The organism is Alcanivorax sp. 24 (assembly GCF_004360225.1).
In the GTDB taxonomy this organism is placed as follows: Bacteria; Pseudomonadota; Gammaproteobacteria; order Pseudomonadales; family Alcanivoracaceae; genus Alloalcanivorax; species Alloalcanivorax xiamenensis.
The window spans coordinates 52663-77729 of the sequence record NZ_SNUA01000016.1; the positions used below are offsets into that span (position 1 = coordinate 52663).

Annotated in this window: 19 protein-coding genes and 2 pseudogenes; 12 read left to right on the forward strand and 9 right to left on the reverse strand. The window is 59.3% G+C overall.

Annotated features, from left to right (window positions below):
• Positions 1–132: 132 nt before the first annotated feature.
• The 3 genes from E0L37_RS18010 to htpX all read right to left on the reverse strand — a co-directional run bounded on the left by E0L37_RS18010 (position 133) and on the right by htpX (position 3091).
• A complete protein-coding gene (locus E0L37_RS18010; protein WP_133493056.1) occupies positions 133–672 on the reverse strand; it encodes a YecA family protein in 540 nt (179 codons plus the stop codon).
• 150 nt (positions 673–822) lie between these two features.
• Positions 823–1914, reverse strand: coding sequence for a diguanylate cyclase (locus tag E0L37_RS18015; protein ID WP_240687498.1), 1092 nt, complete (start codon positions 1912–1914; stop codon positions 823–825).
• 280 nt (positions 1915–2194) lie between these two features.
• Complete coding sequence (htpX, locus tag E0L37_RS18020; RefSeq protein ID WP_133493057.1) at positions 2195–3091, reverse strand: protease HtpX; 897 nt, start codon at positions 3089–3091, stop codon at positions 2195–2197.
• Positions 3092–3279: 188 nt separating this feature from the next.
• Between htpX and E0L37_RS18025 the strand changes: the two genes are divergently transcribed.
• Positions 3280–4206: a class I SAM-dependent methyltransferase gene (locus tag E0L37_RS18025; RefSeq protein WP_133493058.1), complete on the forward strand. Its 927-nt coding sequence runs from the start codon at positions 3280–3282 to the stop codon at positions 4204–4206.
• Between the two features lie 89 nt (positions 4207–4295).
• On the opposite strand, the gene E0L37_RS18030 is transcribed toward E0L37_RS18025, so the two are convergent.
• Positions 4296–5525, reverse strand: a complete 1230-nt coding sequence (locus E0L37_RS18030; RefSeq protein ID WP_133493059.1) for a pyridoxal phosphate-dependent aminotransferase — start codon at positions 5523–5525, stop codon at positions 4296–4298.
• 222 nt (positions 5526–5747) lie between these two features.
• Between E0L37_RS18030 and E0L37_RS18035 the strand changes: the two genes are divergently transcribed.
• The 8 genes from E0L37_RS18035 (at position 5748) to E0L37_RS18070 (ending at position 15143) form a co-directional block, all read left to right on the forward strand.
• On the forward strand, positions 5748–6416 hold the full coding sequence (locus E0L37_RS18035; RefSeq protein WP_133493060.1) for a DNA-3-methyladenine glycosylase I: 669 nt from the start codon (positions 5748–5750) through the stop codon (positions 6414–6416).
• A 118-nt stretch (positions 6417–6534) separates the two neighbouring features.
• A complete protein-coding gene (locus tag E0L37_RS18040; protein WP_133493061.1) occupies positions 6535–8448 on the forward strand; it encodes a cytochrome c/FTR1 family iron permease in 1914 nt (637 codons plus the stop codon).
• Positions 8449–9648: 1200 nt separating this feature from the next.
• On the forward strand, positions 9649–10422 hold the full coding sequence (hyi, locus tag E0L37_RS18045; RefSeq protein WP_063141586.1) for a hydroxypyruvate isomerase: 774 nt from the start codon (positions 9649–9651) through the stop codon (positions 10420–10422).
• A 77-nt stretch (positions 10423–10499) separates the two neighbouring features.
• Entirely contained in the window at positions 10500–11333 is an 834-nt protein-coding gene (gene djlA / locus E0L37_RS18050) for a co-chaperone DjlA (protein WP_133493062.1), read from the forward strand.
• A 203-nt stretch (positions 11334–11536) separates the two neighbouring features.
• Positions 11537–11779, forward strand: coding sequence for a YdcH family protein (locus E0L37_RS18055; protein ID WP_080531123.1), 243 nt, complete (start codon positions 11537–11539; stop codon positions 11777–11779).
• A 285-nt stretch (positions 11780–12064) separates the two neighbouring features.
• On the forward strand, positions 12065–13057 hold the full coding sequence (locus E0L37_RS18060; protein ID WP_022996355.1) for an LLM class flavin-dependent oxidoreductase: 993 nt from the start codon (positions 12065–12067) through the stop codon (positions 13055–13057).
• Between the two features lie 326 nt (positions 13058–13383).
• On the forward strand, positions 13384–14079 hold the full coding sequence (locus E0L37_RS18065; RefSeq protein WP_133493063.1) for a transposase: 696 nt from the start codon (positions 13384–13386) through the stop codon (positions 14077–14079).
• 473 nt (positions 14080–14552) lie between these two features.
• A complete protein-coding gene (locus E0L37_RS18070) occupies positions 14553–15143 on the forward strand; it encodes a hypothetical protein (protein ID WP_133493064.1) in 591 nt (196 codons plus the stop codon).
• Between the two features lie 81 nt (positions 15144–15224).
• Here E0L37_RS18070 and E0L37_RS18075 read toward each other — a convergent pair.
• From E0L37_RS18075 to E0L37_RS18095, 5 genes and pseudogenes are all read right to left on the reverse strand, one after another.
• Positions 15225–15615 (reverse strand): annotated as a pseudogene (locus E0L37_RS18075) (transposase domain-containing protein); the annotation flags it as partial.
• 6 nt (positions 15616–15621) lie between these two features.
• Positions 15622–15927 (reverse strand): annotated as a pseudogene (locus tag E0L37_RS21945) (transposase); the annotation flags it as partial.
• 254 nt (positions 15928–16181) lie between these two features.
• A complete protein-coding gene (locus E0L37_RS18085) occupies positions 16182–19646 on the reverse strand; it encodes an Ig-like domain-containing protein (RefSeq protein WP_133493065.1) in 3465 nt (1154 codons plus the stop codon).
• A 9-nt stretch (positions 19647–19655) separates the two neighbouring features.
• Entirely contained in the window at positions 19656–20972 is a 1317-nt protein-coding gene (locus E0L37_RS18090; protein WP_133493066.1) for an outer membrane protein transport protein, read from the reverse strand.
• A gap of 766 nt (positions 20973–21738) precedes the next feature.
• Positions 21739–21981, reverse strand: coding sequence for a hypothetical protein (locus E0L37_RS18095; protein ID WP_014994944.1), 243 nt, complete (start codon positions 21979–21981; stop codon positions 21739–21741).
• A 283-nt stretch (positions 21982–22264) separates the two neighbouring features.
• Between E0L37_RS18095 and eco the strand changes: the two genes are divergently transcribed.
• From eco to E0L37_RS18110, 3 genes are all read left to right on the forward strand, one after another.
• A complete protein-coding gene (gene eco, locus E0L37_RS18100) occupies positions 22265–22774 on the forward strand; it encodes a serine protease inhibitor ecotin (RefSeq protein ID WP_133493067.1) in 510 nt (169 codons plus the stop codon).
• 280 nt (positions 22775–23054) lie between these two features.
• A complete protein-coding gene (locus E0L37_RS18105) occupies positions 23055–23669 on the forward strand; it encodes a hypothetical protein (protein WP_205655645.1) in 615 nt (204 codons plus the stop codon).
• 604 nt (positions 23670–24273) lie between these two features.
• Positions 24274–24957, forward strand: coding sequence for a transposase (locus E0L37_RS18110; protein ID WP_159661654.1), 684 nt, complete (start codon positions 24274–24276; stop codon positions 24955–24957).
• Positions 24958–25067 lie beyond the last annotated feature (110 nt).

The window sequence follows — 25067 nt, forward strand, 5'->3', positions numbered from 1 at the left end:
AAAGAGATGATCTTTAGCCGCTGTGGGAAGCTTGCTTGCAAGCGAATATTGCCAAACGCCTGAGCGATATCATTCGCTTGCAAGCAAGCTTCCCACAGCAATTCAAAGTCACCTGTTTTTGTCTTTCCGCTGTCAACTATCTTTTCCATCTGTTCCATGAAAGTGCAGCACCAGTTCTTCCAGCAGATCCGGCAGGCCGGTGGCCATTTGCCGGACCACGGCGGAATTTTCCCACAGCTCGTCCAGGGAGGGGTCCTCGTCCACGCCGGAGATCAGAACCACTGGCAGTAGCCAGTTGGCCATGGTGTCTTCGTGATCCTGATACCAGTCTTCCTCCCGCAAGAACACGCCGGCGAGAAAACCCGCGCACCAACTGGCCAGGTCGTTGCCATCCTCTTCCCGGTACGGGTCCAGCAGGCAGGGCAGAGTGGTGCGTTCGCCGTTGTACAGGCCGGTCAGCAGGCGCCCGCGCAGTGACACCAGAGCATCCAGAACCGGCTCCGGCAGCTCGCTCTCCAGGGCCGTGACGAAATCCTCCGGCCCCCCATAAGGACCCACCGCCAGGGCGCAGGTCAGACCGTGAATTTCCACCCAGGTAGGGGCGTCCTCGCCTTCGCCGGCGAAATGCCCTTCGATGACCTGCTTGAGGCTCGGGTTGGTGACATCGCTCATAGATTCCTCCCTATGCGGGCAAGGATACCGGTTTGCGTGGAGGATGGAAGCGCCGCTGAGGGGTATTATTCGCTTGCAAGCAAGCTTCCCACAGGAGCGTCACCAACAAAGTGGGAAGCTGCCTTGGCAGCGAATAACGATGCGGCATGCCTACCCGCTGACCCGGTTACGGCCTTCGGACTTCGCCCGGTACAGGGCCTGGTCGGCGCGTTCCAGCAGGGTGCGGGCGGTGTCCCCAGGCTGATAGGCGGCCAGACCGCAAGACAGAGTTACCCGCAGGTCCGGAGCAAAAGCGTAGCGCGCTTCCGCGAACCGTTCGCGTAGACGGGTGATGGCCGCCAGGCTGGCTTGGTGGTGGCTGCGCGGAAACAGGATGGCAAATTCCTCGCCGCCATAGCGGGCCAGCACATCGGTGCGTCGCAGGCAGTGGCTGGCGATGTTGGCGAAGCGCTGCAGCACCGCGTCGCCGGCCTGATGGCCGTAGGTATCGTTAACCGGTTTGAAGTGATCCAGGTCCACCAGTGCCAGATACAGCGGTGCCGGTTCCCGGCTGATTCGGCTCAGTTCCTCATCAAACCGTTCGAGAAAGTGGCGGCGGTTGTACAGACCGGTGAGTTCGTCGCGCACGGCGATACGGGCCAGTCGGTCATGGGCTTGCAGCAGCGACTCGCGCTGGGCCCGGAAGCGCTGTTGCAAGCTCTGAATATGGCTGCCCATGGAAACGAACCAGGTCAGGGTGAGCGCCAGAATGCCCCAGTGGCTGAACATCAGGGTGAAACGCGGTTGAGCCGGTTTGTTCAGCCATTCGTAGATCAGCAGCAAGGTGAAGGCGCTTTGCGCCACCAACGCCATGGCGATTTGTCGGCGCCGGTGAATCGAGAACACTCCGAAGGTCATCAGCATCAGGTACAGGCACAACAGGGCGCCGCGCAGCTCCCGCGCATAGTGCAGAATCAGGGTGATCACGGCGATGCCCACCAGCATTTGCGCCACGGTCAGACTGGGGTCCTTGAAGCGCTCGCTGTACCCGCTGCGGATCATCACGAAAAACACCGCGTTGATCGCCAGAAGCACCAACAGCAATGGCCAATGGGGCAGGTCCGGGGCCACGGCGCCCAGCCTGGTGCCGATCACCAGTCCGCCCCACATCAGCAGATAGGAATACACCGCCATCAACAGGCGGCGCAGGCGCAGGGCCCGATCCGGGTGATCCCGGGGTATCAGACGAAAACCGGGTTCCAATGAATGTCGACTCAAAGACAGCGGCCAGCGGTCACCCTGGGCGCAAGGCCGGGGTGCCTGGGCATGTTAGTAGTTATATAAGCTCACCCTACACGGAGCGGGGCAGGCGGGGAAGTGGAAAAGGAGGGGCGGGTTGGCCCTGGAACAGGAACCCGGAGGGCGCTACGAAGCCGCTGTGGGAGCTAGCCCTGCTGGCGAATTGGCCTTGGCGTTTGGGAATATTCGCTTGCAGGCAAGCTCCCACGGAGACTCCGTAGTCTTCTCTGTGGGGTAGGTGGCCTTAACCGTAGCGCTTGTCGCTCAGCGCCTGGATCCGGTCGTCCAGTGGCGGGTGCGAGCGGAACAGGGCGGAAAGCCCACGGCGCACGCCGCTGTTAATGCCGAACGCCACCAGGCTGTCGGGCATCTGGTTGGGCACTTCCGATTCCGCTTTCAGCCGTTGCAGCGCGGCGATCATGTCGCGGCGGTCCGCCAACTGGGCGCCGGAGGCGTCGGCGCGGTATTCGCGGAAGCGGGAGAACCACATGACAATGACGCTGGCGGCGATACCGAAGATGATCTCCGCGACGAACACCACGATGTAATAGCCGAAGCCCAGGCCGCCCTGGCCGTCGCGGCGCAGGAAGCTGTCGATCACATAACCCACCACCCGGGCGGCGAAGATGACGAAGGTGTTGACCACGCCCTGGATCAGGCTGAGGGTGATCATGTCGCCATTGGCCACGTGGCCAATTTCATGGGCCAGCACGGCGCGGGCTTCCTCGGGGCGGAAGCGTTGCAGCAGACCCTGGGAAACCGCCACCAGAGCGGCGTTCTTGTTCCAGCCGGTGGCAAAGGCGTTGGATTGCTGAGCCGGGAAGATTCCGACTTCCGGCATTTTGATGCCCGCTTTCCGGGACAGTTCCTCGACGGTGGCCAGCAGCCAGCGCTCGGCTTCGTTGCTGGGCTGTTCGATCACCTGAACCTTGGCGGACCATTTCGCCATCGGCTTGGAAATAAGCAGGGAAACCAGCGAGCCGGCGAAACCAAAGACGGCACTGAAAATCAGCAAGTTAGTCAAATCCAACCCGGTACCACTTTGGGCCAGGTAGGAATTCACTCCCAACAGGCTCAAAGTAATGCTGGCGACCACGATCACCGCCAGGTTAGTGAGCAGGAAAAGCGCAATGCGCATCATCGGTATGTTTCTCCACTGACTGATGTTGTTAGCCCTGATGGGTCCGATGCCCGGACACCAGCTTACCCGACGTGGAGGACCCCCACATCGAGCAAACTTCAATGGAAAATGGGGGCGGAGCGGTTGCCTTCAAGGTCCGGTAGCGGAATACTCCCGCTTTTCCCGGCGTGACTGCGAATGCCCAGGCTATGACCCATTCCTTTTCCATTGACCCACTCGATCCCTATTTGGTTCCCCCCGGAGACCCCCGCCACCGTCTTTTTCATGGGCGGGGGAAAACCCTGCCCGGCTGGGAGGGGCTGACCGTCGATCGCTTTCCTCCGGTGCTGATGGCGACTCTGTTCGATGACTACGATGCCGCCACCCTGGAGGCTCTGGAGCAGCGGCTGCGGGCGGCGTTGCCGGCACTGGGCTGTGACACCCTGGTGTTTCAGCATCGCCACCGCCGGCCAGCGCTGACCCGGGTGATCGTCGGCACCGTACCGGAGCCGCACTGGGCCCATGAACAGGGATTACGTTACCGGCTGGACTTTGAGCGGGGCCAGAATCTGGGGTTCTTCGCCGATATGGCGCCCGGGCGGAGCTGGCTGCGGGAACGGGCGGCGGGCAAGAAAGTGCTGAACCTGTTCAGCTTTACCTGTGCCTTCTCGGTGGCGGCGCTGGCCGGTGGCGCCGAATCGGTGGTGAACATCGATCTGTCCGCACCGGCGCTGGCCCTGGGGCGGGAGAACCAGGTCGCCAATGGCCTCGCCGATGCCCGGGCGCACTATCTGCCGCACAATATCTTCCGCAGCTGGAAGAAGCTGCACAGCCTGGGCCGCTATGACCTGATCGTGGTGGACCCGCCCAGCGCCCAGCGCGGCAGTTTCATGGTGGAGAAGGACTACCCCAAGGTGCTGGAACGGCTGTCCAAGCTGTTGGCGCCGGAGGCGGAATTGCTGGTGTGCCTGAACGCGCCCTGGTTGGGACGGGACTGGATTGAGGCGCGGGTGGCGGAGCGGTTGCCGGGCGCCGTTCTGGAGGCGGTACTACCGGGAGCGCCGGGCTTCGATGAGGTCGCGGAGCCGGCATTGAAGGCGCTGCACTATCGTTATCGGCGGCCGGCGGTGGAGTGAGCGGCTGGCGGGGCCGAATTCGCTGGCGAGCCAGCTTCCTACAGAGGGGACGAAGCCGCTGTGGGAAGCTGGCTCGCCAGCGAAAGAGCCTACTTCTTGCGAATCCGGTCCAGATAGCGGGCGATGCGGCCGATGGAGTCTTCCAGGTCGTCCACCCGTGGCAGAAAGACCACCCGGAAGTGGTCCGGGTCCGGCCAGTTGAAGGCGGTGCCCTGAACGATCAGCACGTGTTCCTCGCGCAGCAGGTCCAGGGCAAAGGCCTCGTCATCCTGGAACGGGAACACCTTCGGATCCAGCCGCGGGAACAGATACAGCGCGGACTTGGGCTTGACACAACTGACCCCGGGGATGGCGCTGAGCATTTCCCAGGCAATATCCCGCTGCCGGCACAGCCGCCCGCCCGGTGCCACCAGATCGTCGATGCTCTGGTAGCCGCCCAGCGCCGCCTGGATCGCGTTCTGGCTGGGCACATTGGCGCACAGGCGCATGCTGGCCAGCATCTCAAGACCCTCGATGTAACTTTCCGCGAGATGCTTGGCGCCGGAGATGATCATCCAGCCGGAGCGGAAGCCGGCGGCCCGGTAGTTCTTGGACAGGCCATTGAAGGTAATGAACAGCAGGTCGTCCGCCAGGGACGCGATGGAGGTGTGTTTCTCTTCGTCGTAGAGAATCTTGTCGTAGATCTCGTCGGCGAACACGATCAGGTTGTGTTCGCGGGCGATCCGCAGCATGTCCTCCAGCAGCGCGCGGTCATAGTTGGCGCCGGTGGGGTTGTTCGGATTGATGATCACCAGGGCACGGGTGCGGTCGGTGATTTTTGAGCGCAGATCGTCCAGGGCCGGGTGCCAGTCCTGCTTTTCGTCGCACAGGTAATGCACCGGGTTGCCGCCGGAGAGCCGCACCGCGGCGGTCCACAGCGGATAGTCCGGCGCCGGCAGCAGCACCTCGTCGCCGTTATTGAGCAGGGCCTGCATGGCCATCACGATCAGCTCGGAGACCCCGTTACCGATAATGATGTCGTCCACCGAGACATCCTGAATGCCTTTGGTCTGGCTGTACTGCATCACCGCCTTGCGGGCCGGGAACAGGCCCTTGGAGTGGCAATAACCGGTGGCGTCGGGCAGATTATGGATCACATCCTGGAGCAGTTCTTCCGGTGCCTCGAAACTGAACGGCGCGGGGTTACCGATATTCAGTTTGATCACCCGGTGGCCTTCATCCTCGAGCCGATGCGCCTCACGCAGCACCGGACCGCGAATGTCATAGCAAACACCTTTGAGTTTGTCCGACTTACCGATCCTGAAAGGATAACCGCTCATGGAGATCTCTCGCCCTGATCCGCGAAACAGAAGAATGGAAACCGATTCTACATGGGCGCGGAAATGCTGTATATGAAGGGGCGGCCCGCTTATTCGCTGCCAAGGCAGCTTCCCACAAGGAGAGATACGGAGCCAGGGGAGCTACGGAGCCGCTGTGGGAAGATGTCCGGGCGGCGCTCCGCTTGGCAGCGAATAAGGCCTGAATAAAGGAGAAGCAATACCATGATCAAGTTCGAGGAGCTGATGACCCTGGCGGTCAACCGAAAGGGCGGTCTCAAAGCGGTGGAGGCGGCGCTGCCGGAAGTGAAAACCCCGGCGCAATTGCGTAAACCGGACGATGCCTTTTACTTCTCCGCCATGACCCGCCGCGTATTCCGGGCCGGTCTTACCCACAGTCTGGTGGACGCCAAATGGCCGGCTTTCGAGCAGGCGTTCTTTGGCTTTGACCCGGAAAAACTGGTGCTGATGCCCGATACCATGCTGGAAGAACGCATGCAGGACACCCGTCTGATCCGGCACTGGGGCAAGATGAAGGCGATTCGCCACAACGCGCAATTGGTGTTGGATCTGCGCAAGGAATACGGCGGAGTGGGGCGCTGGCTGGCCGGCTGGCCCGAGGAGGACACCGTCGGCATGTGGCAGTTGCTGAAGAAGCGCGGCAAGCAGCTCGGCGGAAATTCCGGCGCCGCTTTTCTGCGCATGGTCGGCCGCGACACCTGGTACCCCACCAACGATGTCATCGCCGTGCTCAAGTCCCATCGCATCATCGACAAGCCGCCGGTCAGCCAGCGCGATCAGGCCGCCGCCCAGGCCGCGTTCAATCAGTGGCAAAAGGAATCCGGCCGGCCCCAGGCGCACATCAGCAAGATCCTGGCCTTCACCGTGGGCTAGGGTGAACAGGCCCTGCCAAAGTAAAGATCGCAAACCCGAGAAGAACACTTTGACTTTTGCGCATCGGAGCGCGACCATAAATGAGAATAATTCTGCTTTCTTTCGGGCTCCTTATCTCATGACCAGAACCCTTCAGCGCTGGCTGGGCGCTTTCGTTGTACTGTTTTTGCTGTCATCCCTGGCTCAGGCCGCCTCCCAGACCGCTTTGGTGCAATTGGTGGAATACGTTGGCGCCGATTACATCAATGCGGTGCAGGACGGCACCATCGTCAGCGACGAAGAATACGTGGAGATGGAAGAGTTCTCCCGTCTGCTGCATGAAGGGATCGGTCAGCTGGACGATGTGGAAGGCCGGGACACTCTGCTGGAGCAGGCCGCCGCACTGCAACAGGCGGTGGCGGACAAGGCGCCGGAGGCCGATGTGAAAGCCCTGGCCCAGTCCATACGCGGTACTCTGGTGGACGTCTACGGCATCCCGGTGATGCCCAAGGCGGCGCCGGATATGGCGCGGGCCGCGGAAGTTTATCAAAGCACCTGTGCCCTGTGTCACGGCCAGGAAGGGCGTGGTGATGGCCCCGCCGGTGCCGCGCTGGAGCCGGCGCCCACCGATTTCCATGAACTGGCCCGCTATGAAGGCCGTTCTCTGCTGGGGCTGTACACCACCATCACCGGCGGTGTGGAAGGCACCGGCATGGCCGCCTATGAAGAGACCCTGAGTGAAGCCGACCGTTGGGCGCTGGCCTTCTATGTCGGCAGCATGGCGGTGACCCCGGAGATGGCCGCCAGCGGCAAGACCGCGATCAACAATGAGCGGGAACTGAAAACCGCGCTGACCCTGGACGCGGTGATCGCCAAGGCGCCGGAAGACGTGCGCAATCAGCTGGGTGACCAGGCCTATGACGCCGCCGGCTACCTGCGTACCGAGCCCCAGGCGCTGTTCAGCCAGAACCGCTTCATCGAGATCAGCGACGGTAAATTGTCGGAAGCCGAGCAGGCCTATGCCGCTGGCGATACCGGCGCTGCCCGCGCCGCCGCGTTGTCCGCTTACCTGGACGGCTTCGAAATGATCGAGCAGCAGCTCTCCGCCGTGGACCCGGCCGTCATGCGCGGTATCGAACGCCGCTTCATGGCCGTGCGCGAAGGCATCGAGCGGGGCATGCCGCAAGCGGAAGTCAGCGACCGGGTGGCCCAGGCCCGTGCCGGGCTGCAGGAGGCGGAAGACATTCTCAGCGGCGATGGTCTGAGCGCCGCCGCTACCTTCTCCGCCAGTTTCTTCATCCTGTTCCGGGAAGGTCTGGAGGCGCTGCTGATCATCGCCGCTTTGCTGACCTTCACCCGCAAGGCCGACGCCAAGACCGCCACCCGCTACATTCATTACGGCTGGATTCTGGCGCTGGCGGCCGGTGTCGCCACCTGGTACCTGGCGTCCACGCTGATCAACCTGAGCGGCGCCACCCGGGAAATCACCGAAGGCGTGGCCGGACTCGCCGCCGCCGTGATTCTGTTCTACGTCGGATTCTGGATGCACAACCACAGCCAGAGCCAGAAGTGGCTGGGCTACATCAAGAACAAGGTGGACAGCGCCCTGGATGGCGGCACGGTATGGGCCCTGGCGGTGGTATCGTTCATCTCGGTGTACCGAGAGATGTTCGAAACCATCCTGTTCTACCAGGCGCTGTGGACCCAGGTGACCGCGGCGACCCAGTCCTACCTGTTCTATGGTTTTGGTGCCGCCGTGGTGGCCCTGGCCGTGGTCTGTGTGTTGATCTTCCGCATCGGCATGAAGCTGCCGCTGGGGCTGTTCTTCAAGGCCACCAGTCTGATCCTGCTGGTGCTGTCGGTGATCCTGCTCGGCAAGGGCGTGGCCGCGCTGCAGGAAGCCGGCATCCTCAATGCCCGCTACCTGCCGCTGCCCACCATTGAATGGCTGGGCTTCTTCCCCACCGTCCAGGGGGCACTGGCCCAGGCGGCGGCCATCGTGCTGGCGGTGCTGATGTGGCTGCGCAGCCGGGGACAGGTGAAAAGCAGCTGAAAAAAGCAGAGAAAAGTTAATAGTGAATAAGTAACAGCCAAAAACGCGGCCCATGGTGTTTCCTCGGGCCGCGTTTTGTTTGTGGAGCGAGTGGGATCGAGCCGCTGTGGGAAGCTTGCTTGCAAGCGAATGGGGCAACGGTGGTGAAGACAATTCGCTGCCCAGGCCGCTTCCCACAGAGAAGGGCCACGAAGCCGCTGTGGGAAGCTTGCTCGCAAGCGAATGGGGCAACGGTGGTGAAGACAATTCGCTGCCCAGGCAGCTTCCCACAGAGCCGGGCCACGAGGCGGCTGTGGGAAGCTTGCTCGCAAGCGAATGAGCCAACGGCGGGGAAGACAATTCGCTGCCCAGGCAACTTCCCACAGAGAAGGGCCACGAAGCGGCTGTGGGAAGCTTGCTCGCAAGCGAATGAGCCAACGGCGGGGAAGACAATTCGCTGCCCAGGCAGCTTCCCACAGAGCCGGGCCACGAAGCGGCTGTGGGAAGCTTGCTCGCAAGCGAATGAGCCAACGGCGGGGAAGACAATTCGCTGCCCAGGCAACTTCCCACAGAGCCGGGCCACGAAGCCGCTGTGGGAAGCTTGCTCGCAAGCGAATGGGGCAACGGCGGGGAAGACAATTCGCTGCCCAGGCAACTTCCCACAGAGAAGGACCACGAAGCCGCTGTGGGAAGCTTGCTCGCAAGCGAATTCAGCAACGGCGGTGAAGACAATTCGCTGCCCAGGCAGCTTCCCACAGAGCTGGGCCACGAGGCGGCTGTGGGAAGCTTGCTCGCAAGCGAATGGGGCAACGGCGGTGAAGACAATTCGCTGCCCAGGCAGCTTCCCACAGAGAAGGGCCACGAAGCCGCTGTGGGAAGCTTGCTCGCAAGCGAATGAGCCAACGGCGGGGAAGACAATTCGCTGCCCAGGCAACTTCCCACGGAGCCGGGCCACGAAGCCGTTGTGGGAAGCTTGCTTGCAATCGAATGAGCCAACGGCGGTGAAGACAATTCGCTGCCCAGGCAGTTTCCCACAGAGCCGGGCCACGAAGCCGCTGTGGGAAGCTTGCTTGCAAGCGAATATTGCCAAGCGCTCGAGAGAATCCCATTCGCTTGCAAGCAAGCTTCCCACGGAAGTCCGGTCTACACGGGGCGGGTTTTGTTTGTGGGGGCGGTGGGATCGGGTAACCTATGGCGGCGCCTTGGTCTGGGAATCCCCGCATGCCCCGTTTCGCCGCGAATCTGACTTTACTGTTCACCGAATTGCCGTTTCTGGAGCGCTACGCCGCCGCCGCCGAGGCGGGCTTCAAGGGCGTGGAGTGTCTGTTTCCCTATGAATGGGCACCGACGGTGCTGGCGGAGTGTCTGCGCGAGCACGACCTGCGGCAGGTGCTGTTCAATTTGCCGGCGGGGGACTGGGGCGCTGGCGACCGTGGTCTGGCCGCCTTGCCCGACCGGGAAGCGGAATTCCGCGATGGCGTTGCACGGGCCCTGGCTTATACCGAAGCGCTGGACTGTCCTCGGGTCAATTGCCTGGCCGGTATTCCCGCCGCCGGCGCTGATCCGGAACACTGCTTCGAAACGCTGGTCCACAATTTACGCTACGCCGCCGACCGACTGGCGGAGCAGGGCAGGGAAGTGACCGTGGAGCCGATCAACACCCGGGTGGATATCCCCGGATTCTTTCTCGCCACCAGCGACCAGGCGCTGGCCGCGATCACGGCGGCGGACCGGCCCAATTTGCGCCTGCAGTACGATCTTTACCACGCCTGGGTGATGGGGGAGGCGGTGGCGGCTTCCCTTTCCCGGTTGCGGCCCCATATAGGGCATGTGCAGTTCGCCGACGCGCCTGGCCGTCATCAACCGGGCAGCGGCGAGATGCCGCTGGCGACGCTGTTCGCGCGTCTGGACGATATTGGCTATCAGGGTTGGGTCAGCGCCGAATACCGGCCTTTGGGACACACCCTGGACAGCCTGGGTTGGCTGCCGGCTTAATCGCGGGCCGTATCCACTGGAGCCGGTGAGCGTTCGTCACCGGCTTTTTCACAAAGGGCAGGAGCAAGCGAGTCTTTATGAGAAGTTGGGGTGGCAAGATCATCGTCGGGCTGCTCGGCATGTTGGTGGGTGGCCCCATCGGCTTGGCGGTGGGCGTGCTGATCGGACATTTCCTGGACCGTGGCGTGGAGCGGGTGCAATCGTTCAACCCGTTCCGGCCCTATCGGCCCGGCGAGAAGGAGCAAGTACAGGATGCGCTGATGTCGGCGGTGTTCTCGATCATGGGGCATTTGGCCAAGGCCGATGGTCAGGTCAGTCGCACCGAGATCCAGCACGCCGAAGCCGTGATGGCGCGCATGCAATTGAATCCGGAACAGCGTCGTCACGCTATCGACTGCTTCAACCGGGGGAAGGCGGCGGACTTTCCCCTGGACGCCACCGTGACGGAGTTCCGGCAGCGCATTCGTCAGCGCCGCCATCTGGTGCTGGTGTTCCTGGAAATCCTGCTGCAGACCTGCCTGGCGGACGGAGAACTGAAACCGGAGGAAGAACGGATTCTGATCCGGGTGGCCAACGGGCTCGGGGTGCCGCCGGACCAGTTCCGTCAGATCCTCAACATGCTGTTGGCTCAGGCCCGCTTCGCCGGAGCCGGCGGCGGCGCTGGTGGTGCCGGAAGCGGCCAGCCCGGCGCCAGCCGCCCCTCCATCAATGAGGCCTACGGCGTGCTGGGGGTGGAGCCTTCCGCCTCCAATCAGGAGATCAAGCGAGCCTACCGCAAACTGATGAGCCAGCATCACCCGGATAAGCTGGCGGCTCGCGGCGTGCCGGAGGAAATGATCCGCATGGCCACGGAAAAAACCGCGGAAATCAGCAAGGCCTACGAAATGATCAAGACCGCCCGGGGGTTCTAGCGAGCCTCTGGAGAATACCGCGTCATCCCGGGCTTGACCCGGGATCTCCCTCCGGAGGGGGGCACTTAGTAACGGGGGATGCCGGATCAAGTCCGGCATGACGTTTTTCAGGGGCTTCCGGACCTCTCGACAGGCTCCGGGCCCTGGGTTAGCGTTGGAGAGACCCGCCCGTCCTTGCGACCGCCCGTTGATGAGGGACCGACATGCTTGGCGAGATACACAGCATTCACCACGAATTTCCCGAACACCACGCCCGGATCGACGACCTGGCCCGCGGCGATCCGGGGTTCCGCTCCCAAATCCAGGAACACGATAAACTCGATAAACAGATTCGTGGCCTGGAACTGCGCGAAAGCCCCATCGGCGACGACGAAATGGAAGCGCTGAAACGCCATCGGCTGCACCTCAAGGACCAGATCCTGAAACGCTTGCTCAACGGCGCCTGACGCCGGTCCGCGATCCGCCAGCGGGCTGACTCCCATGGATTGCGCTACGAAGCCGCCGTGGGAGCGGCCTTGGCCGCGAATGGCTTGCCCCGCTGTTGGCAATTCGCTGGCAAGCCAGCTTCCCACGGCCGCTCCGTCGTCTTATCCGTGGCGAGACGGCTTGCGACTTCATCGCCGATCCTTGCCCATTCCTATGCCAAGCGCCGGCCGTGCCTGGCTTTTCTTTGACTTTTGCCGCCAACTGCCCCATCTCTTTGCCCATCGTTTGTTCGTTCGGGAGTTGATATGACGGCCTATTCCGTTCTGGATCTCTGTCCCATCCTGCGTGGCGGGGATCCCACCCAATCGTTTCGCCATTCCCTGGATCTGGCCCGCCACGCCGAGCAGTGGGGCTACACCCGCTATTGGGTGGCGGAGCACCACAACATGCCGGGCGTGGCCAGCTCCGCCACCGCCGTGGTGATCGCCCACATCGCCGCCGGCACCCAGCGCATCCGGGTCGGCTCCGGTGGCATCATGCTGCCCAACCATGCGCCGCTGGTGGTGGCGGAGCAGTTCGGCACCCTAGCGTCCCTGCACCCCGGCCGCATCGACCTGGGACTGGGCCGGGCGCCGGGCACCGACATGGAAACCGCCCGCGCCTTGCGTCGCGACCTGCAATCCAGCGCCATGGAATTCCCCCAGGACGTGCAGGAACTGATGGCCTATCTGGATGACCCGGACCCGGAACAGCGGGTCAAGGCGATCCCCGGCGTGGGCACCAAGGTGCCGGTGTGGCTGCTGGGTTCCAGCCTGTTCAGCGCGCAACTGGCGGCTCGTCTCGGCCTGCCATTCGCGTTCGCCTCCCACTTCGCGCCGGAAGCCCTGCACGACGCCCTGGCGATCTACCGCGACCGCTTCGAGCCGTCACGCTACCTGGACAAGCCTTACGCCGCGGCGGGTATCGGCGTCTACGGTGCGGACGACAACCGTGAAGCTCAGCGGCTGTTTACCTCGGTGCAGCAGCAGTTCACCAACCTGCGCCGCGGCCGCCCAGGGCCGCTGCCGCCGCCGCTGGAAAACATGGATGAATTCTGGTCGCCGCTGGAGCGGGCCGGCGTGGAGCAGGCCCTGCGTTATTCCATGGTCGGCGATAAAACCACGGTCACCGAAGGGCTGCGGGAGTTTCTCGACAAAACCCAAGTGGATGAAGTCATCATTACCTCCGGCATATTCGACCACGATGCCCGTTTGCGTTCTTACAAAATGGCGTCGGAGATATTAAGCGAATTGCCATGATGGCGGATTGATATCGCCGATTTGAAAAATGACCGCCATGGATGGCGGGTTACAAACAAATCGTCGGGAACGATTTTTGACGTTGCCTTGGCAACGGCCCGCAGGGTAACCGCCATGGATGGCGGGTTACAAACAAATCGTCGGGAACGATTTTTGACGTTGCCTTGGCAACGGCCCGCAGGGTAACCGCCATGGATGGCGGGTTACAAAAAAGGGGACAGAAACCCTGGACAAAATCAATCGGTCGTTTCAAAGTGAATGACTGCACCGGCGGATTAAAATCCGTCGGCCTCGGAAAAAAATAACAGCGAAAAAAGGGGACGACCATGCCACGGAGCGGGCGGTTGATTCTTCCAGGGCATCCACATCACGTCATGCAGCAGGGATTCCGTGGGCAAACGGTATTCCACACCGATGGGGATTTCCGCAAATACCTGCGCGACATGCGCGAACTGAGAGAGGAACTGGGCGTGCGTATCTACGCCTGGTGTCTGCTCAGCAACCAGGTGCATCTGTTGCTCGACCCGGGGTCTGATCCGGAGGCTCTGCCGGAATTCATGAAGGCACTTTCCCTGCGTACCACACGCCATCGTAACCGGCGGCGCCAGCAAAACGGCAGCCTGTGGGAAGGGCGTTACCGCTCCTCTCCGGTACAAACCGGCTACTGGTTTCTTGCCGCCGTACGCGGCATCGAACTGCAAGCGGTGATGCTGGGAGAAGCGGTGCACGTGGCCAGTTACCGCTGGTCCAGCTACCGGGAACGCATGGGCAGGGCGGAACCTTATTGCCTCGATCCCCACGCTGATTACCTGGCGCTTGGCCGTACCGATGAAGAACGGCGGGAAAGCTACCGCCTGCTGATGCGGCAAGGTCAGAGCGAGCAGGAGTGGCGCCATATCGAACTGGCGCTGCGCCGCAGCCAGCCCATCGGTGATGATATGTTCACCCAATCCGCCATCAGCAAGGCATCCAAGACGGTTACATCACGTAACCGGACCCGCCCTCGAAGCCGGAAATCCTGAGCTTTTCAGCGCTTCCCCCGCTCGATGAGCGGGGGCACGTCTTTTCCATCCTCCGTTCGTAAAATGCCAACGCTTCGCGCACGCTTTTTGGGGCTCGTGTTTCGGAACCTTGTTTCAGATTTTCATAAAAAACAGCAAGTTAATAAGCTTGTGGTGTTTTGGCGGTAGGTAAACCTTTGCGGCATAAATGTATCTTTTTTGCCCGGACCTTGGCCTTTTAGCGCCTTTCCGGGAAGCAAAAGGGGGACAGGTAACTGATGCTAAGTGATTGATTTAAGAGCGCCTTTAAAATGTAACTGAACGATAAATGGCGGATTTCGAAAGATCAACTTAAGACACAACTGTGCACCGTTGTAACCTCATAGTCAGTCGGTACGGGGGGCAACACAGCGACCGGTACCGGCCACGGCAAGCCAAAGGAAGCAGTAACGACTTGCCACCAACCCAAAATATGGACTAATGAGGAATTGATCATGAAGAATATGAAGAAAGCTTTGATCATGGCGATCGGCGGTGCGGCTCTGATGGGGGCTGCCAGTGCTCAGGCGGCGGTATCTCCGGCTAATGTTCCTAACCAGTTTGACTATGCTGGCCCGAATGTTACAAGCGTTGCTTTCAGCGGCACGACTACCTTGGTTAAAGGGATTCCTTTGACCTGTGAATTGAAGCTTGTTGGTGATCTGGTGACCTCTGCTTTGCCAGATGTGAGCATTGTGGTTAAAGATGGTAGCGTCACTGGCAGCGCTCTGTGCCTGGCAGTTAACCTTAACCTGGATCCGTCCGATAGCACCACTTGGTGGACAGCAACCAAGGATGAAACTGCACTTCCGAATGACGCAGACGCTTTAAATCCGATCACCAACATTACTTTCACTAACCTCAATATCTCTACTCCGCTGGGGCCGTGTAGTGGCACTATTAGCCCGGTTTCCTTCCGGAATGGTGATACTGATGTTTCTGATCCGTCCGTATTCAGCTTCTCCAATGCCGCCATTAGTAGCGGCGGTTGTACGGTGACTGGTGATCTTGCTAGCCAGCCTAATGGCGATGCAAATATCTGGTAAGACCGTTTACTTCAGCTAGGTAGGTTAGAAGTTGAAAGCCGCCCTCCTCTAAGGGGGCGGTTTTTTGTGCGTCTCGGCATTTTAGTGGTCAAGTAATCTTGGTAAGCGTAAGCGTCTGGCGAATCCATCTTGTCGGGCGGAGGCCGGCGTCCAGTTGTACGGCAGGAGTTCGTCGATGGCGCTGTCTTTCTGCGTTGGCAGGCGGGCCAGCACGTCCTTCAGATAGGCGTAGGAATCGTAGCCGTTCAGCTTTGCCGACTGGATAGGCTCATGACGGCGGCGGCACGCTAGCCACTGCGGAGTGAGTCCGCGAACAGCCATTTGTTAGGCCCCAGCGCCCAGGGCCAGATCTGGTTTTCCACCCGGTTGTTTTGTCGGTCGGCACTGCACCATCGTCCAGGTAACGCTTCAGCGCCGCCCAGCGTTTCAGACTGTAGTTCAGGGTTTTGACTGTGCCTGACCCGTCCGGGACTTTCCGCTACTGATGTGCCTGCTCGGCGGGCCACTCCATGACAACCGCTCCACCAGCGCGAGGTACTTCGATGCGGATGTGGCCATGCCGATCCGTGGGTCGGCCCGCTCCGGGCGTCGTCGATGTCGAAGCAGTTGGTACGGCCAAGGGCATAAACCTGGGTGAGGCTGTTACTTGGTCGGCTTGCTCAGTTTCACAAATCCAGCGCCGGAGCAGATTAGTATTGAGTTGGTTGTCCAGGGCGATGCGGGAAACGGACACGCCGGGCTCCAAACAGGCCGATACGATGCTGGTCTTGAACTCCCGGGAGAAGCGGCGGCTATGCCGACGGGGGGTGAGGTTGCGGCTGAGCTACGCTTCAAGGGTCCATGAATAGTGTCTACTAAGAAATAAGTGGACACTATCGCGAAGACCACGACCGTCTTCTCACGATGGGCCCGCCCGCTGCTTACAAAGATCAACATGACGCAGTTCGCCCAGAAATGGAAAGTGGGATCTGTCGCGGTAAGAGCCATATGTCTGATGGTATAAGAGGATGGGGGAGGAGACTCCCCCATCCTGCTACTTCATTGCTTTATTGGGCTGGATATATATTGAAGTCTGTTCCCATAAGCAGGAATTCTTAAGAGCATACTCCCCCCCCATGACCCGTCCGGAACCTGGACTCTAATATCGATATCCACTGGGTTAAGATTGTACTGGTCGATTAACATTCTTCCATCATCAAGGAACGATACCTCTCCCGATAGTTCCATTGTTATGGGGTAACTGATTAGCGAATGGGAAGGCTCATTAAATTGAAGGCCGACCTCTGATAATTCTGGAGCATCCACATACAAGTCAACAGTTGCCTTTAATAAAGGCTTTCCATTCGGTCCATTTGTTATATGGCCTGTTACAGGCATCGTTCTCTGCCCATTTTCATCTTCTTCGTAGCGCATTCTCATGACTTGAGCTCCACTAGAAGCAATCAGGAAGGAGTATGTTCCCGCATGCTGTCTGACTGTGAGAGCGGTTGACATGATTTGCGCAGGCATGATCTCCACTTTTATCCCATTATCTTGATCGTAAGTGTTTGTCACCAGAGCAGTCAAAGCTCCAGTTAAGTATGTGAATTTCTGCTCAGGGCATTCCATCGGGATGCCATAAGAGTTAAAAGGATCAGATTCGTCCCATGGCACTGTAGAGGCATAGCCGCAGCCAACGTTGACTCCATTTAAAACTGGTGCTTCAGATGGTGGTAGGCCTTTGGTGTCACGAGAAACAATCTTGGCGCTATTGGGAGGAGGCAAGACACCATTTGGATCTAGTTCAGGATCTGATTTTGGATCCAAAGGTTGGCCAAAAGCGCCGCTCTCTTCCGATTGATAGCGATAGATATCGGTGATTTCGATGGCGAAGACACCGTCGCCAACAGCTTCATTGGCTTCATGAATAAAATTGGCGTTTGTATCCGAGCTAGGTGCAGCAACGAGTTGCTGAATTACCGAGTTTGAGAAATCACCCCCTCTAAAGTATTGAGATATACTAGGCCCACCAGCTGTGGAGCTTATTTTTGTCTTTAGCGTTTTATACTCTCTTTCGGGAGGGAAGAAAGAGCTGGGGTTTGGTGGGTCTACCTCCGAAATTGATATTTCCCCAAGAATCTGAGTTTGAAGAGGTAAGCCTTCTCCATCACAAATAGAACCAGTGCCGTCGCAGATCGCTGAGGAGGAATTAATGTCTCCATTTGACGCTAGGCTGTATCGATATAATTGGCCCTTTGACCAGGGCTGGTCAGGATAGAAAGTGATAGATCGGGGATGAATTTCAATATTGCCAGAAACCTCCGAAATAATTGATCCATCGGGGTTTATCGACTCGACAATGAAGCTGTCGCCTAACAGCACGCTTTTTGGATCAATATTCTTTGAGAATGTTACGATGATGGGCATATTACCAGGTAGATGCATTACTGGTATATGGTCATCCTCAGGTTTCATATCGTATTCAGTCCCTGAGTTAAGTCCTGGAAAACCGCCTAAGCAGCGCCCGGAATCATCATTGGCGAGGTCGGTGGTATCGGGGTCCAAAGCGCAGGGGAATCCAGGATAGGCTGATAGGACTAGAGGAGAGCGTTTTTCAGTGGGGACTAGTGCACCAGTAGGGGTGCCGAATACTACTTGCTCTCGGTTTTCAACCTGTAGGGGGAGACGGAATAGGCCTAGATCGGTTGTTGATAGAGCGTTACCAGAAAGGTCCTCTACACCTGCAGGGTCGAAAGTAAGTTCATATTCTATGGGGGTGTTTTCTTTATCGTAAGAAAGAGGATTTTCCGGGTATATGACAAGAGCTGCCCCATCCGTTCTGTAATCGATATTGATCGGGGAGCCATTTTCATATAGCGATAATTTCCCTGCCAGAGTTTTAATGTTCAGGGGCTCATTAAAGTTGATGATGATTGGATCACCTGGTTGATAGAGATAAGATTTGGGCTGTAATTGGTTTGTTGCTAAGTCCTCATAGTCCCCCAAAGTCCAGCTCTGCAGAACCGGCGGCTGGTTATCTTCCATCTCAGCCACCGCATCCACTGGCGGATTCTGCTGGTCCTTGTACGATTGCAGCTGGAAGCTGAGCAAGCCGTAGCCGTATTCCTGGCCGAGCACGTTCGGTTCCACCACGCTGACGGCATCGATGTTGAGTACGCCTTCGGTGGTGTCCACGGCGGCGGTGCCGATCAGTTCGATGTGCAGAATGTCCTGGGTGAAGGCGCCGTTGGTGCGCGGGTCCTCGGTGGCGATGGCCACGTCCATGAACAGGTGCACGATGCGCAGGGCGTCGCTGCGGTTGCTGTTATAGGGGTTGGGCACCAGGTAGCCGGTGGCGTCGCTGAGCATGCGCATTTCCACCTGGCCGGAGGAGAAGCCCGCCGGTACGTGGCCGCCGATCAGGACGTCGATGCTGCTGCCGTCGAGCACGGTGTTACGCGGCAGACGGATCGGGGTGACGTCCGGGTACTGGGTGACGTCCGCCAGTTCCGCCATCACCGCGTTGTTGCTGGCCTGGGTGATGTTGGCGTCTTCGCCGAGCAGCACGCCGTTCACCGGCACTTCGTTGATCGGCTTGCCGGTCAACGGTGACAGGTTGGTGCGGTTGGCGGAGTCGGTGATGCGCTGCACCAGAATCCCCGGTTCACCACGCGGTGAGGAGTCCTTCGGCGTAAAGGCGATTTCGTCACCGCCGAAGGTCTCGCCATAGACGCTGGTGATGCCGTCGCCCAGGCGCAGGGTGTAGTTCTCGCCCGGAGTCAGGTAGGTGAAATACGGGTTTTCGGGATCGTCGGACTGCGGGTTCGGGTCCACGGTCATGTAGCGGTCGTTGACCACCAGCACCGCGTCCACCAGATTACCCTGGCTGTCGTACAGGCCCACGTTGTCCGCCGGCGCGGTGCTGCTGGCCGGGGCGTCGCCGTAGTGCACGGTGGCCGGGTCGATGGGCTGGCTGAACTGGAAGCGGAAGGTGGAGAAGTCCATCACCGGTTCGCTGCTACCGCCGTCGGGGATGCGCCGTTCGATGACGAAGTCGTCACTGCTGACCACCAGGGAGCGCGGGCCTTCATGCAGTGGCCGGGTGGTAAAGCTCACCACCTGATTGGCGGCGGTGCCTTTTTCCAGTTTCAGGTTCCTGATCACCACGGTGTAGTCGGTGAGCGGTTTGAGTTTGTCGTCCGGGTTCAGTACCAGGCCGCGGGGTTCGCCGTCCACGGTGGAGAAGGTGGCGGCCAGAGTTGGGCCACTGGCGTCGCCTTCATGCAGGGTAATGGCCGCTTCGGCATCGTCCACGGTGACGGCGCTGGAGAAGCGCAGTACCACCGGGACCGGCGTCGGCACTTCGGTCTGGCCGTTGTCGGGGTAGGCGTAGAGCAGGCTCTGCGTTTTGCTATCGCCGGTGCCAGGGCCCGGCATGTCACTGCCGCCACCGCCGCCGCAAGCGCTGAGAATCAGAGCGGAGGCAATCAGCAGGCCCCCCCGCTTCAGGGTCAACGTATTCATGTCTACTCCTTAGAACTGCATGCTGATGGAGGCGGCGAAAACACTGACGTCACCGTCGGTCTTGACGCGGTCGTCGTTGCTTTCCTGGTCGGAGAGGACCCGGAAGTCCCGCTCGCCGATGGCGTGGTACTGGTAGGCCAGATCGAAGCGCACCGGGTGCTTGAAGCCGTAGACACGGTTGGCGGTGGCGTGGAAGCCCAGACCAAAGATGGTGCGGCGGGCATCCAGGTAGTTGATTTCCCGATTGACGCCGGTTTCCAGCGGCGATTCCTGGTAGGCGATACCGCCGGAGAAGCCGATGCCGGGTTCGAACTCGTATTCCACGCCGATACGCGGCGTAAAGGTGTCGCGGAACTGCAGATCACCCACATCCTTGATGTCGTCGTGACCGGAGGTCAGCTTGTCTTCGAGCTTGGACCACTCCTGGAATTCCAGGGCCACGCCGGTGCGCCACTTGCCTTTTTTGACCTGGGTACCGAACACATAGGTGTTGGGCTGATAGGAGTCGATGGTGCTCAGATTGATGAACAGGCCGGGTTCCGGAATGGTCTCCGGGATCACCATGTTGGCATCGACACTGACCCGGGCGTAGGAGTAGCCACGGAACGCAAAAGCGGTTTCCACGCCGTTGTACCAGCACTCGGCGTCCGGGCAGAAGGTTTCCTTCCAGTCCAGGCTCATGCTGACGATGGGACGCAGTACCGGCTTGGCGGTAACGTCCAGTTGCTCATACTGGGTATCGCCTGAGAGGTTGCTCCAGGCGTAGAGCTTGGCGTCGGAGTGCAGGGTGATGCGGGTGCCGAAGCCGATGGCGAGGCCGCGCCAGATGTTGGTGCCGACGCCCAGGGACAGAAACAGCGGCTCGCGGCCGTGGCTGAAGTATTGCCCATAGGGGGCGGTGCTGGAGTTGAACGCCATCAATTCCTGGGAGTACTTCTCGGAGCCGATCAGCAGGCCGAGCACGATGGGTTGGCCCAGTTCGGTGATGTCGGAGAGATCGGTACGAAGGCCAAGCAGGATCTGCTGGGCGGGGTCGTCCTGGACCTTGTAGGTGCCGTGGTTCTGGCTGTCCGCCTTGAGGTTGGGATCGGCGTGCATGAGGCCGGCGGTCATTTCACCGCGGGTGTCGCGGGCCAGATAAGCGGGATTGTAAAAGGCGGTGGAGACCTGGGTATTGAACATGGAGAGGGCCTGGACGGTGGCGACATCGCTGGGCATGACGCCGTAGGTGGTGGCCAGGTTACCCATGTTCGCGGAAGCGATCGCGGGGGCAAGCAACAAAGCGCCGGCGCGAAGTCCGTTTCTCAGGCGGGAGCGTGATGACATTGGTGACAATCCTCCAATTTCTTATGTGATCTTCTTGGCATTTTTTTTATGTAGTGCCGCCCTTGGATTTGGGAGAGTGAAGGGGTAGAGCGGCGTACAAGGGGTAGGGTAGGACAGAACTGACTGTGTCCAGAATTTGTCATTGAAATGAAGCTCTTCAAGACACTTGACGAAATGAAAAAATATATAAAAAACAGAAGGTTATATGTTTTCTGCGGGAGGGTTGGTGAATGATTCCGGCGCTAAGGTCCAAGGAAAAAAGAAACAAAAAAGGCCAAAAAGTTTACTTTGTGCGCACCAATACGGGGACACAAAACGTATACCCTGACCTGAACTGTACTCCGAAAAAGGGGACACAAAGAAGAGGGTGAAGGGATTAGCGCTGGAACGCCCGTAAAGTAAGGGGTTGGCTCTTGTTATCGTCCGCCAGGCATTATCGATTTTAAAGTAAACATATGTTCACTGCTGTAATGACGGCAACTTTTGTCTCGGCTGCCAACCGGGGGGCAAGAGGCGTTGTTGGTCTTGGATATATGAATTCGCGAGCAAGCGGCTCGCTTCCCACAGAGGGGCTACGGAGCCGCTGTGGGAAGCCGCCATGGCAGCGAATCCTGGTGCCGGGGCATGGGAAGAGGGAAGAAAAAATACCATAAAGCCCGTTTCCCGAAGCCCGGATCGGATCTCGGGCTTCAGGCATTGTTTGTCCCCGAGACGGGTCAGTGCTGGCTGCCGGTGCCGCGAAGCCAGCTCAGGATCGATTCCCGTGTCAGGTAATGAGGTTTTGCGCGTGGCCGTTGGTCTTGGGTCGTTCGGGCTTTAAGCGACCCAGTTTGACGTTTTTTGACGCACGCACCTCACCGTTGGAAAAGGTATAGACATCTCCGGTTTCGGAGAGAAACACGGTCCAGTACAGCTCGTGTTCCGGCCCATAGTCGATCAGTACGTGGGCCAGTCCCTCGCCCCTGGGGGTATTCAGGGGAATCGCCGGATTCAACTGAATCATCATCATGGCCAGAACCTCCATGGTTAATGCCAATACCCCGATTGTGGCGTGAGGCGAAGCGGAAACACCATAAAAGGACTGTAAAAGTAGATGAACGGTCGCCTTTTTACTGTATTTGACCGCTTTTCAGTGGTTTTCGATGCAACCTTTGCGAGGATTGTCGATCACAGGGAAACCTGCCTGGCCACCCCGCGAAATCGATGTGGGGAGTTTGGGGCGACAGTTCGAGAACAGGTAGTTAAAGGGGCGCGTCCAATGGCGCGGCCGCATAGTGAATGGAGGCTGAAAAATGAATTCAAGGATCAATGCTTTGCTGGGCGGGGTGCTGCTCACCGCCGCCTTGCCGACCTTGGCGGCTGAGTCCGAGCCGCGCCCACGGGAGCCGCTGCCTTTGGAAAAAATAGCGCCTTATCCGCAAGCGGAGGAAGGTTACCAGCGCTGGGTGATCCGGTTGCCCGAGGCGGAAGACCCGGCCCGCATGCAGGTGGAGCTGATGCCCGGTAAAATCCAGTCGGTGGACTGCAACCACACCTGGTTCCACGGCAAGCTGGAGCAACAGACCCTGAACGGCTGGGGCTACTCTTACTGGCGGTTGACCGACGTCAGCGGGCCGGCGTCCACGCTGATGGGCTGTGGTGACGATACCCGTCATGACGCCTTTGTCGGCGTTAACGGTGATGGCTTCGTGGTGCCCTACAACAGCCGGCTGCCGGTGGTGGTTTATCTGCCGGAGGGGTTCGAACTGCGCTATCGCCTGTGGCGAGCGGATGAGGAGCAGCGGGAGGCGGAGCAGGAGTAAGTGCGTACACGACCGAGGGATGCACGCCCACCGTTTTGCTACGAAGCCGCTGTAGGAAGCTGGCTTGCCAGCGAATGGGATAGATCCGGGTGTTTGGATTATTCGCTGGCAAGCCAGCTTCCCACAGAGGGAACGACAACGCTGCTGTGGGAGCTGCCCTGGCGGTGAACCCATCACCCTGGGAACCGATTCACAATTTCGGCGCCAGGCCACGACAACAACCGCTTGACTGATGTTCAATGTCAGGCACGATGGAATGAAAAAGTGCTCAGGAGGAGCCATGCCCCGGACTCAGCGTCCCGTGATAAACGGATATTTCAATTACTTCGAGCAGTGCGGAGACGCCATGCGCAGCGTGTTCCGCGACAACCTCGATTGCCGCCGCTATCTTGCCAATCTGTACGAGCTCAAATTGCGTTTTGAGGTGCCGATTTACGCCTGGTGCCTGCTGCCCGTGAGCGCCAGTATTCTTACCGGCCCGTTTCGCAGTAGTGAGGACGCCACCGAATTCATGCAGTCGCTGAGCCTGTTTCAGGTGGAGCCGCGTCGGATTACGGCGCCGAGCACCGCCAGCCGCCGTTGGGAGCAGCGCTTTCAGCTGTGTCAGGTGGCCCCGGGGTACTGGCCGCTGGCCTGCATGCGCTATATGGAATTCCTGCCGGTGCGGGCCGGCGAGTGCGACATGCCCTGGAACTACGCCTGGAGCAGCTTTCGGGCCCGCATGGGCATCGAACCCAGTGCCTTGCTGGATCCTTACCTGGGCTATTTGCGCATGGGGAACGACGAAGAAGATCGCCGGGAATGTTATCGGTTATTCATGGGACGGGGCGTGCCGGACGGTGAGGCCGCGACCATCCGTGAAGCTCTGCTCAGAGCATCGCCGTTAAAAGGATAACGAAAAGGGAGTCTCTGAAAAACACCCCGTCATCCCGGGCTTGACCCGGGATCTCCCTCTACAGGGTACACGGCCTGGTGGCCGGAGATGCCGGATCAAGTCCGGCATGACACAAGATCGAGTCCGGCATGACGTTTTTCAGAGGCTCCGAAAAGTAACGACGATTTCTGCCTTCAAGCCAACATTGGCTCTTTCATGGCACCTCAGGGTGCCGTTTTTTTTGAGCCCTCCGAGAAACGTCATGCCAGGGTCAAGTTCAGCATGACGACGGAGGTGTTTTTCAGTGATTTTGTTGTTCTTTAAAATTTCCCATGATTTTTTAACGGCTTCTTAAAAGAGCGTTGTTAATATTATTTAAAATAGCGTGATTCGCTATGTTGGGCGCGTGTTTTATACGGAAAAACAAGGTCCGTAGCCTTGTTTCAAGTAGGCTGTCGCGGCAAAACAAAAGGGGACAGATAAAATCCTTGTCATGGCGCCGATTTCGGGTTGGTATTTTTAGGGTGAAGTGTAAAATTACCGAAATATAATTAAAGACTGTGCAGAGAGCATGGCCATGCCACGGAAGAGGCGTTTTATTCTTCCAGACTTCCCCTGTCATATCATGCAGCGAGCCCGAGCCGGCGAGCGGATATTCCGGGAGGTGGAAGAATTTCATAAATACTTGCTGGATGTTCAGGATCTGCGCACTAAATTGGGTGTGAGGATTTATGCATGGTGCCTGTTGAGCGATCAGGTCAATTTATTGCTTGATCCCATGGGCGATCCCCGGCGCATTAGTGAGTTCATGAAATCGCTGTCGGTCAGAACGGTGCGCCGACACAACCGTATCGCCAAGCGTAATGGCCGGCTCTGGGACGGGCGCTATCGCTCGAGCCCGGTGCAATGGGGCCCGTGGTCGTTGTCCACCATGCGTTATATTGAATCTCTGCCCATGAGCATGGCGGGGGTGGGCTGTATTGATCATTACGACTGGTCCAGCCATGTCATCCGCATGGGGTTCATGGCCGGTTATCCGCTGGATGATCATCCGGACTATCTGGCGCTGCACAGCGATGAAGTGGAGCGGCAGAAACTCTACCGCCAGCTTCTGAGCCGGGAAATGCACGATGCCGAATGGTGCCGGGTCGATAACGCCATTCACCGCAACCAGCTTACCGGTGACGAGTGCTTCACCGACCAGGTGGAAAAAGCCACCGGTGTCCGCTTGGCCAGCCGGGGCCCCGGCCGTCCCAAGGGCTCAGTATCCAGAACTCCCCGCCGTCGCAAGGCGCGCCGCCGCCGTTGAGCTTTTCTCTGGCCGCCGGTCCGCTTACCTGTAATTCGCTGCCAAGGCAGCCTCCCGCAGCGGCTCCGTAGCCCTCTCTGTGGGAAGCTGCCTTGGCAGCGAATAGGCGT

Coding starts and splice junctions, on each gene's coding strand:
- hyi (WP_063141586.1), top strand. CDS start 9,649: ATGCCCCGTTTCGCCGCGAATCTGACTTTACTGTTCACCGAATTGCCG.
- E0L37_RS18070 (WP_133493064.1), top strand. CDS start 14,553: ATGAAGAATATGAAGAAAGCTTTGATCATGGCGATCGGCGGTGCGGCT.
- E0L37_RS18105 (WP_205655645.1), top strand. CDS start 23,055: ATGCCCCGGACTCAGCGTCCCGTGATAAACGGATATTTCAATTACTTC.
- E0L37_RS18090 (WP_133493066.1), bottom strand. CDS start 20,972: ATGTCATCACGCTCCCGCCTGAGAAACGGACTTCGCGCCGGCGCTTTG.
- E0L37_RS18035 (WP_133493060.1), top strand. CDS start 5,748: ATGATCAAGTTCGAGGAGCTGATGACCCTGGCGGTCAACCGAAAGGGC.
- E0L37_RS18025 (WP_133493058.1), top strand. CDS start 3,280: ATGACCCATTCCTTTTCCATTGACCCACTCGATCCCTATTTGGTTCCC.
- htpX (WP_133493057.1), bottom strand. CDS start 3,091: ATGATGCGCATTGCGCTTTTCCTGCTCACTAACCTGGCGGTGATCGTG.
- E0L37_RS18095 (WP_014994944.1), bottom strand. CDS start 21,981: ATGATGATGATTCAGTTGAATCCGGCGATTCCCCTGAATACCCCCAGG.
- E0L37_RS18055 (WP_080531123.1), top strand. CDS start 11,537: ATGCTTGGCGAGATACACAGCATTCACCACGAATTTCCCGAACACCAC.
- E0L37_RS18110 (WP_159661654.1), top strand. CDS start 24,274: ATGCAGCGAGCCCGAGCCGGCGAGCGGATATTCCGGGAGGTGGAAGAA.
- E0L37_RS18085 (WP_133493065.1), bottom strand. CDS start 19,646: ATGAATACGTTGACCCTGAAGCGGGGGGGCCTGCTGATTGCCTCCGCT.
- djlA (WP_133493062.1), top strand. CDS start 10,500: ATGAGAAGTTGGGGTGGCAAGATCATCGTCGGGCTGCTCGGCATGTTG.
- eco (WP_133493067.1), top strand. CDS start 22,265: ATGAATTCAAGGATCAATGCTTTGCTGGGCGGGGTGCTGCTCACCGCC.
- E0L37_RS18060 (WP_022996355.1), top strand. CDS start 12,065: ATGACGGCCTATTCCGTTCTGGATCTCTGTCCCATCCTGCGTGGCGGG.
- E0L37_RS18010 (WP_133493056.1), bottom strand. CDS start 672: ATGAGCGATGTCACCAACCCGAGCCTCAAGCAGGTCATCGAAGGGCAT.
- E0L37_RS18030 (WP_133493059.1), bottom strand. CDS start 5,525: ATGAGCGGTTATCCTTTCAGGATCGGTAAGTCGGACAAACTCAAAGGT.
- E0L37_RS18065 (WP_133493063.1), top strand. CDS start 13,384: ATGCCACGGAGCGGGCGGTTGATTCTTCCAGGGCATCCACATCACGTC.
- E0L37_RS18040 (WP_133493061.1), top strand. CDS start 6,535: ATGACCAGAACCCTTCAGCGCTGGCTGGGCGCTTTCGTTGTACTGTTT.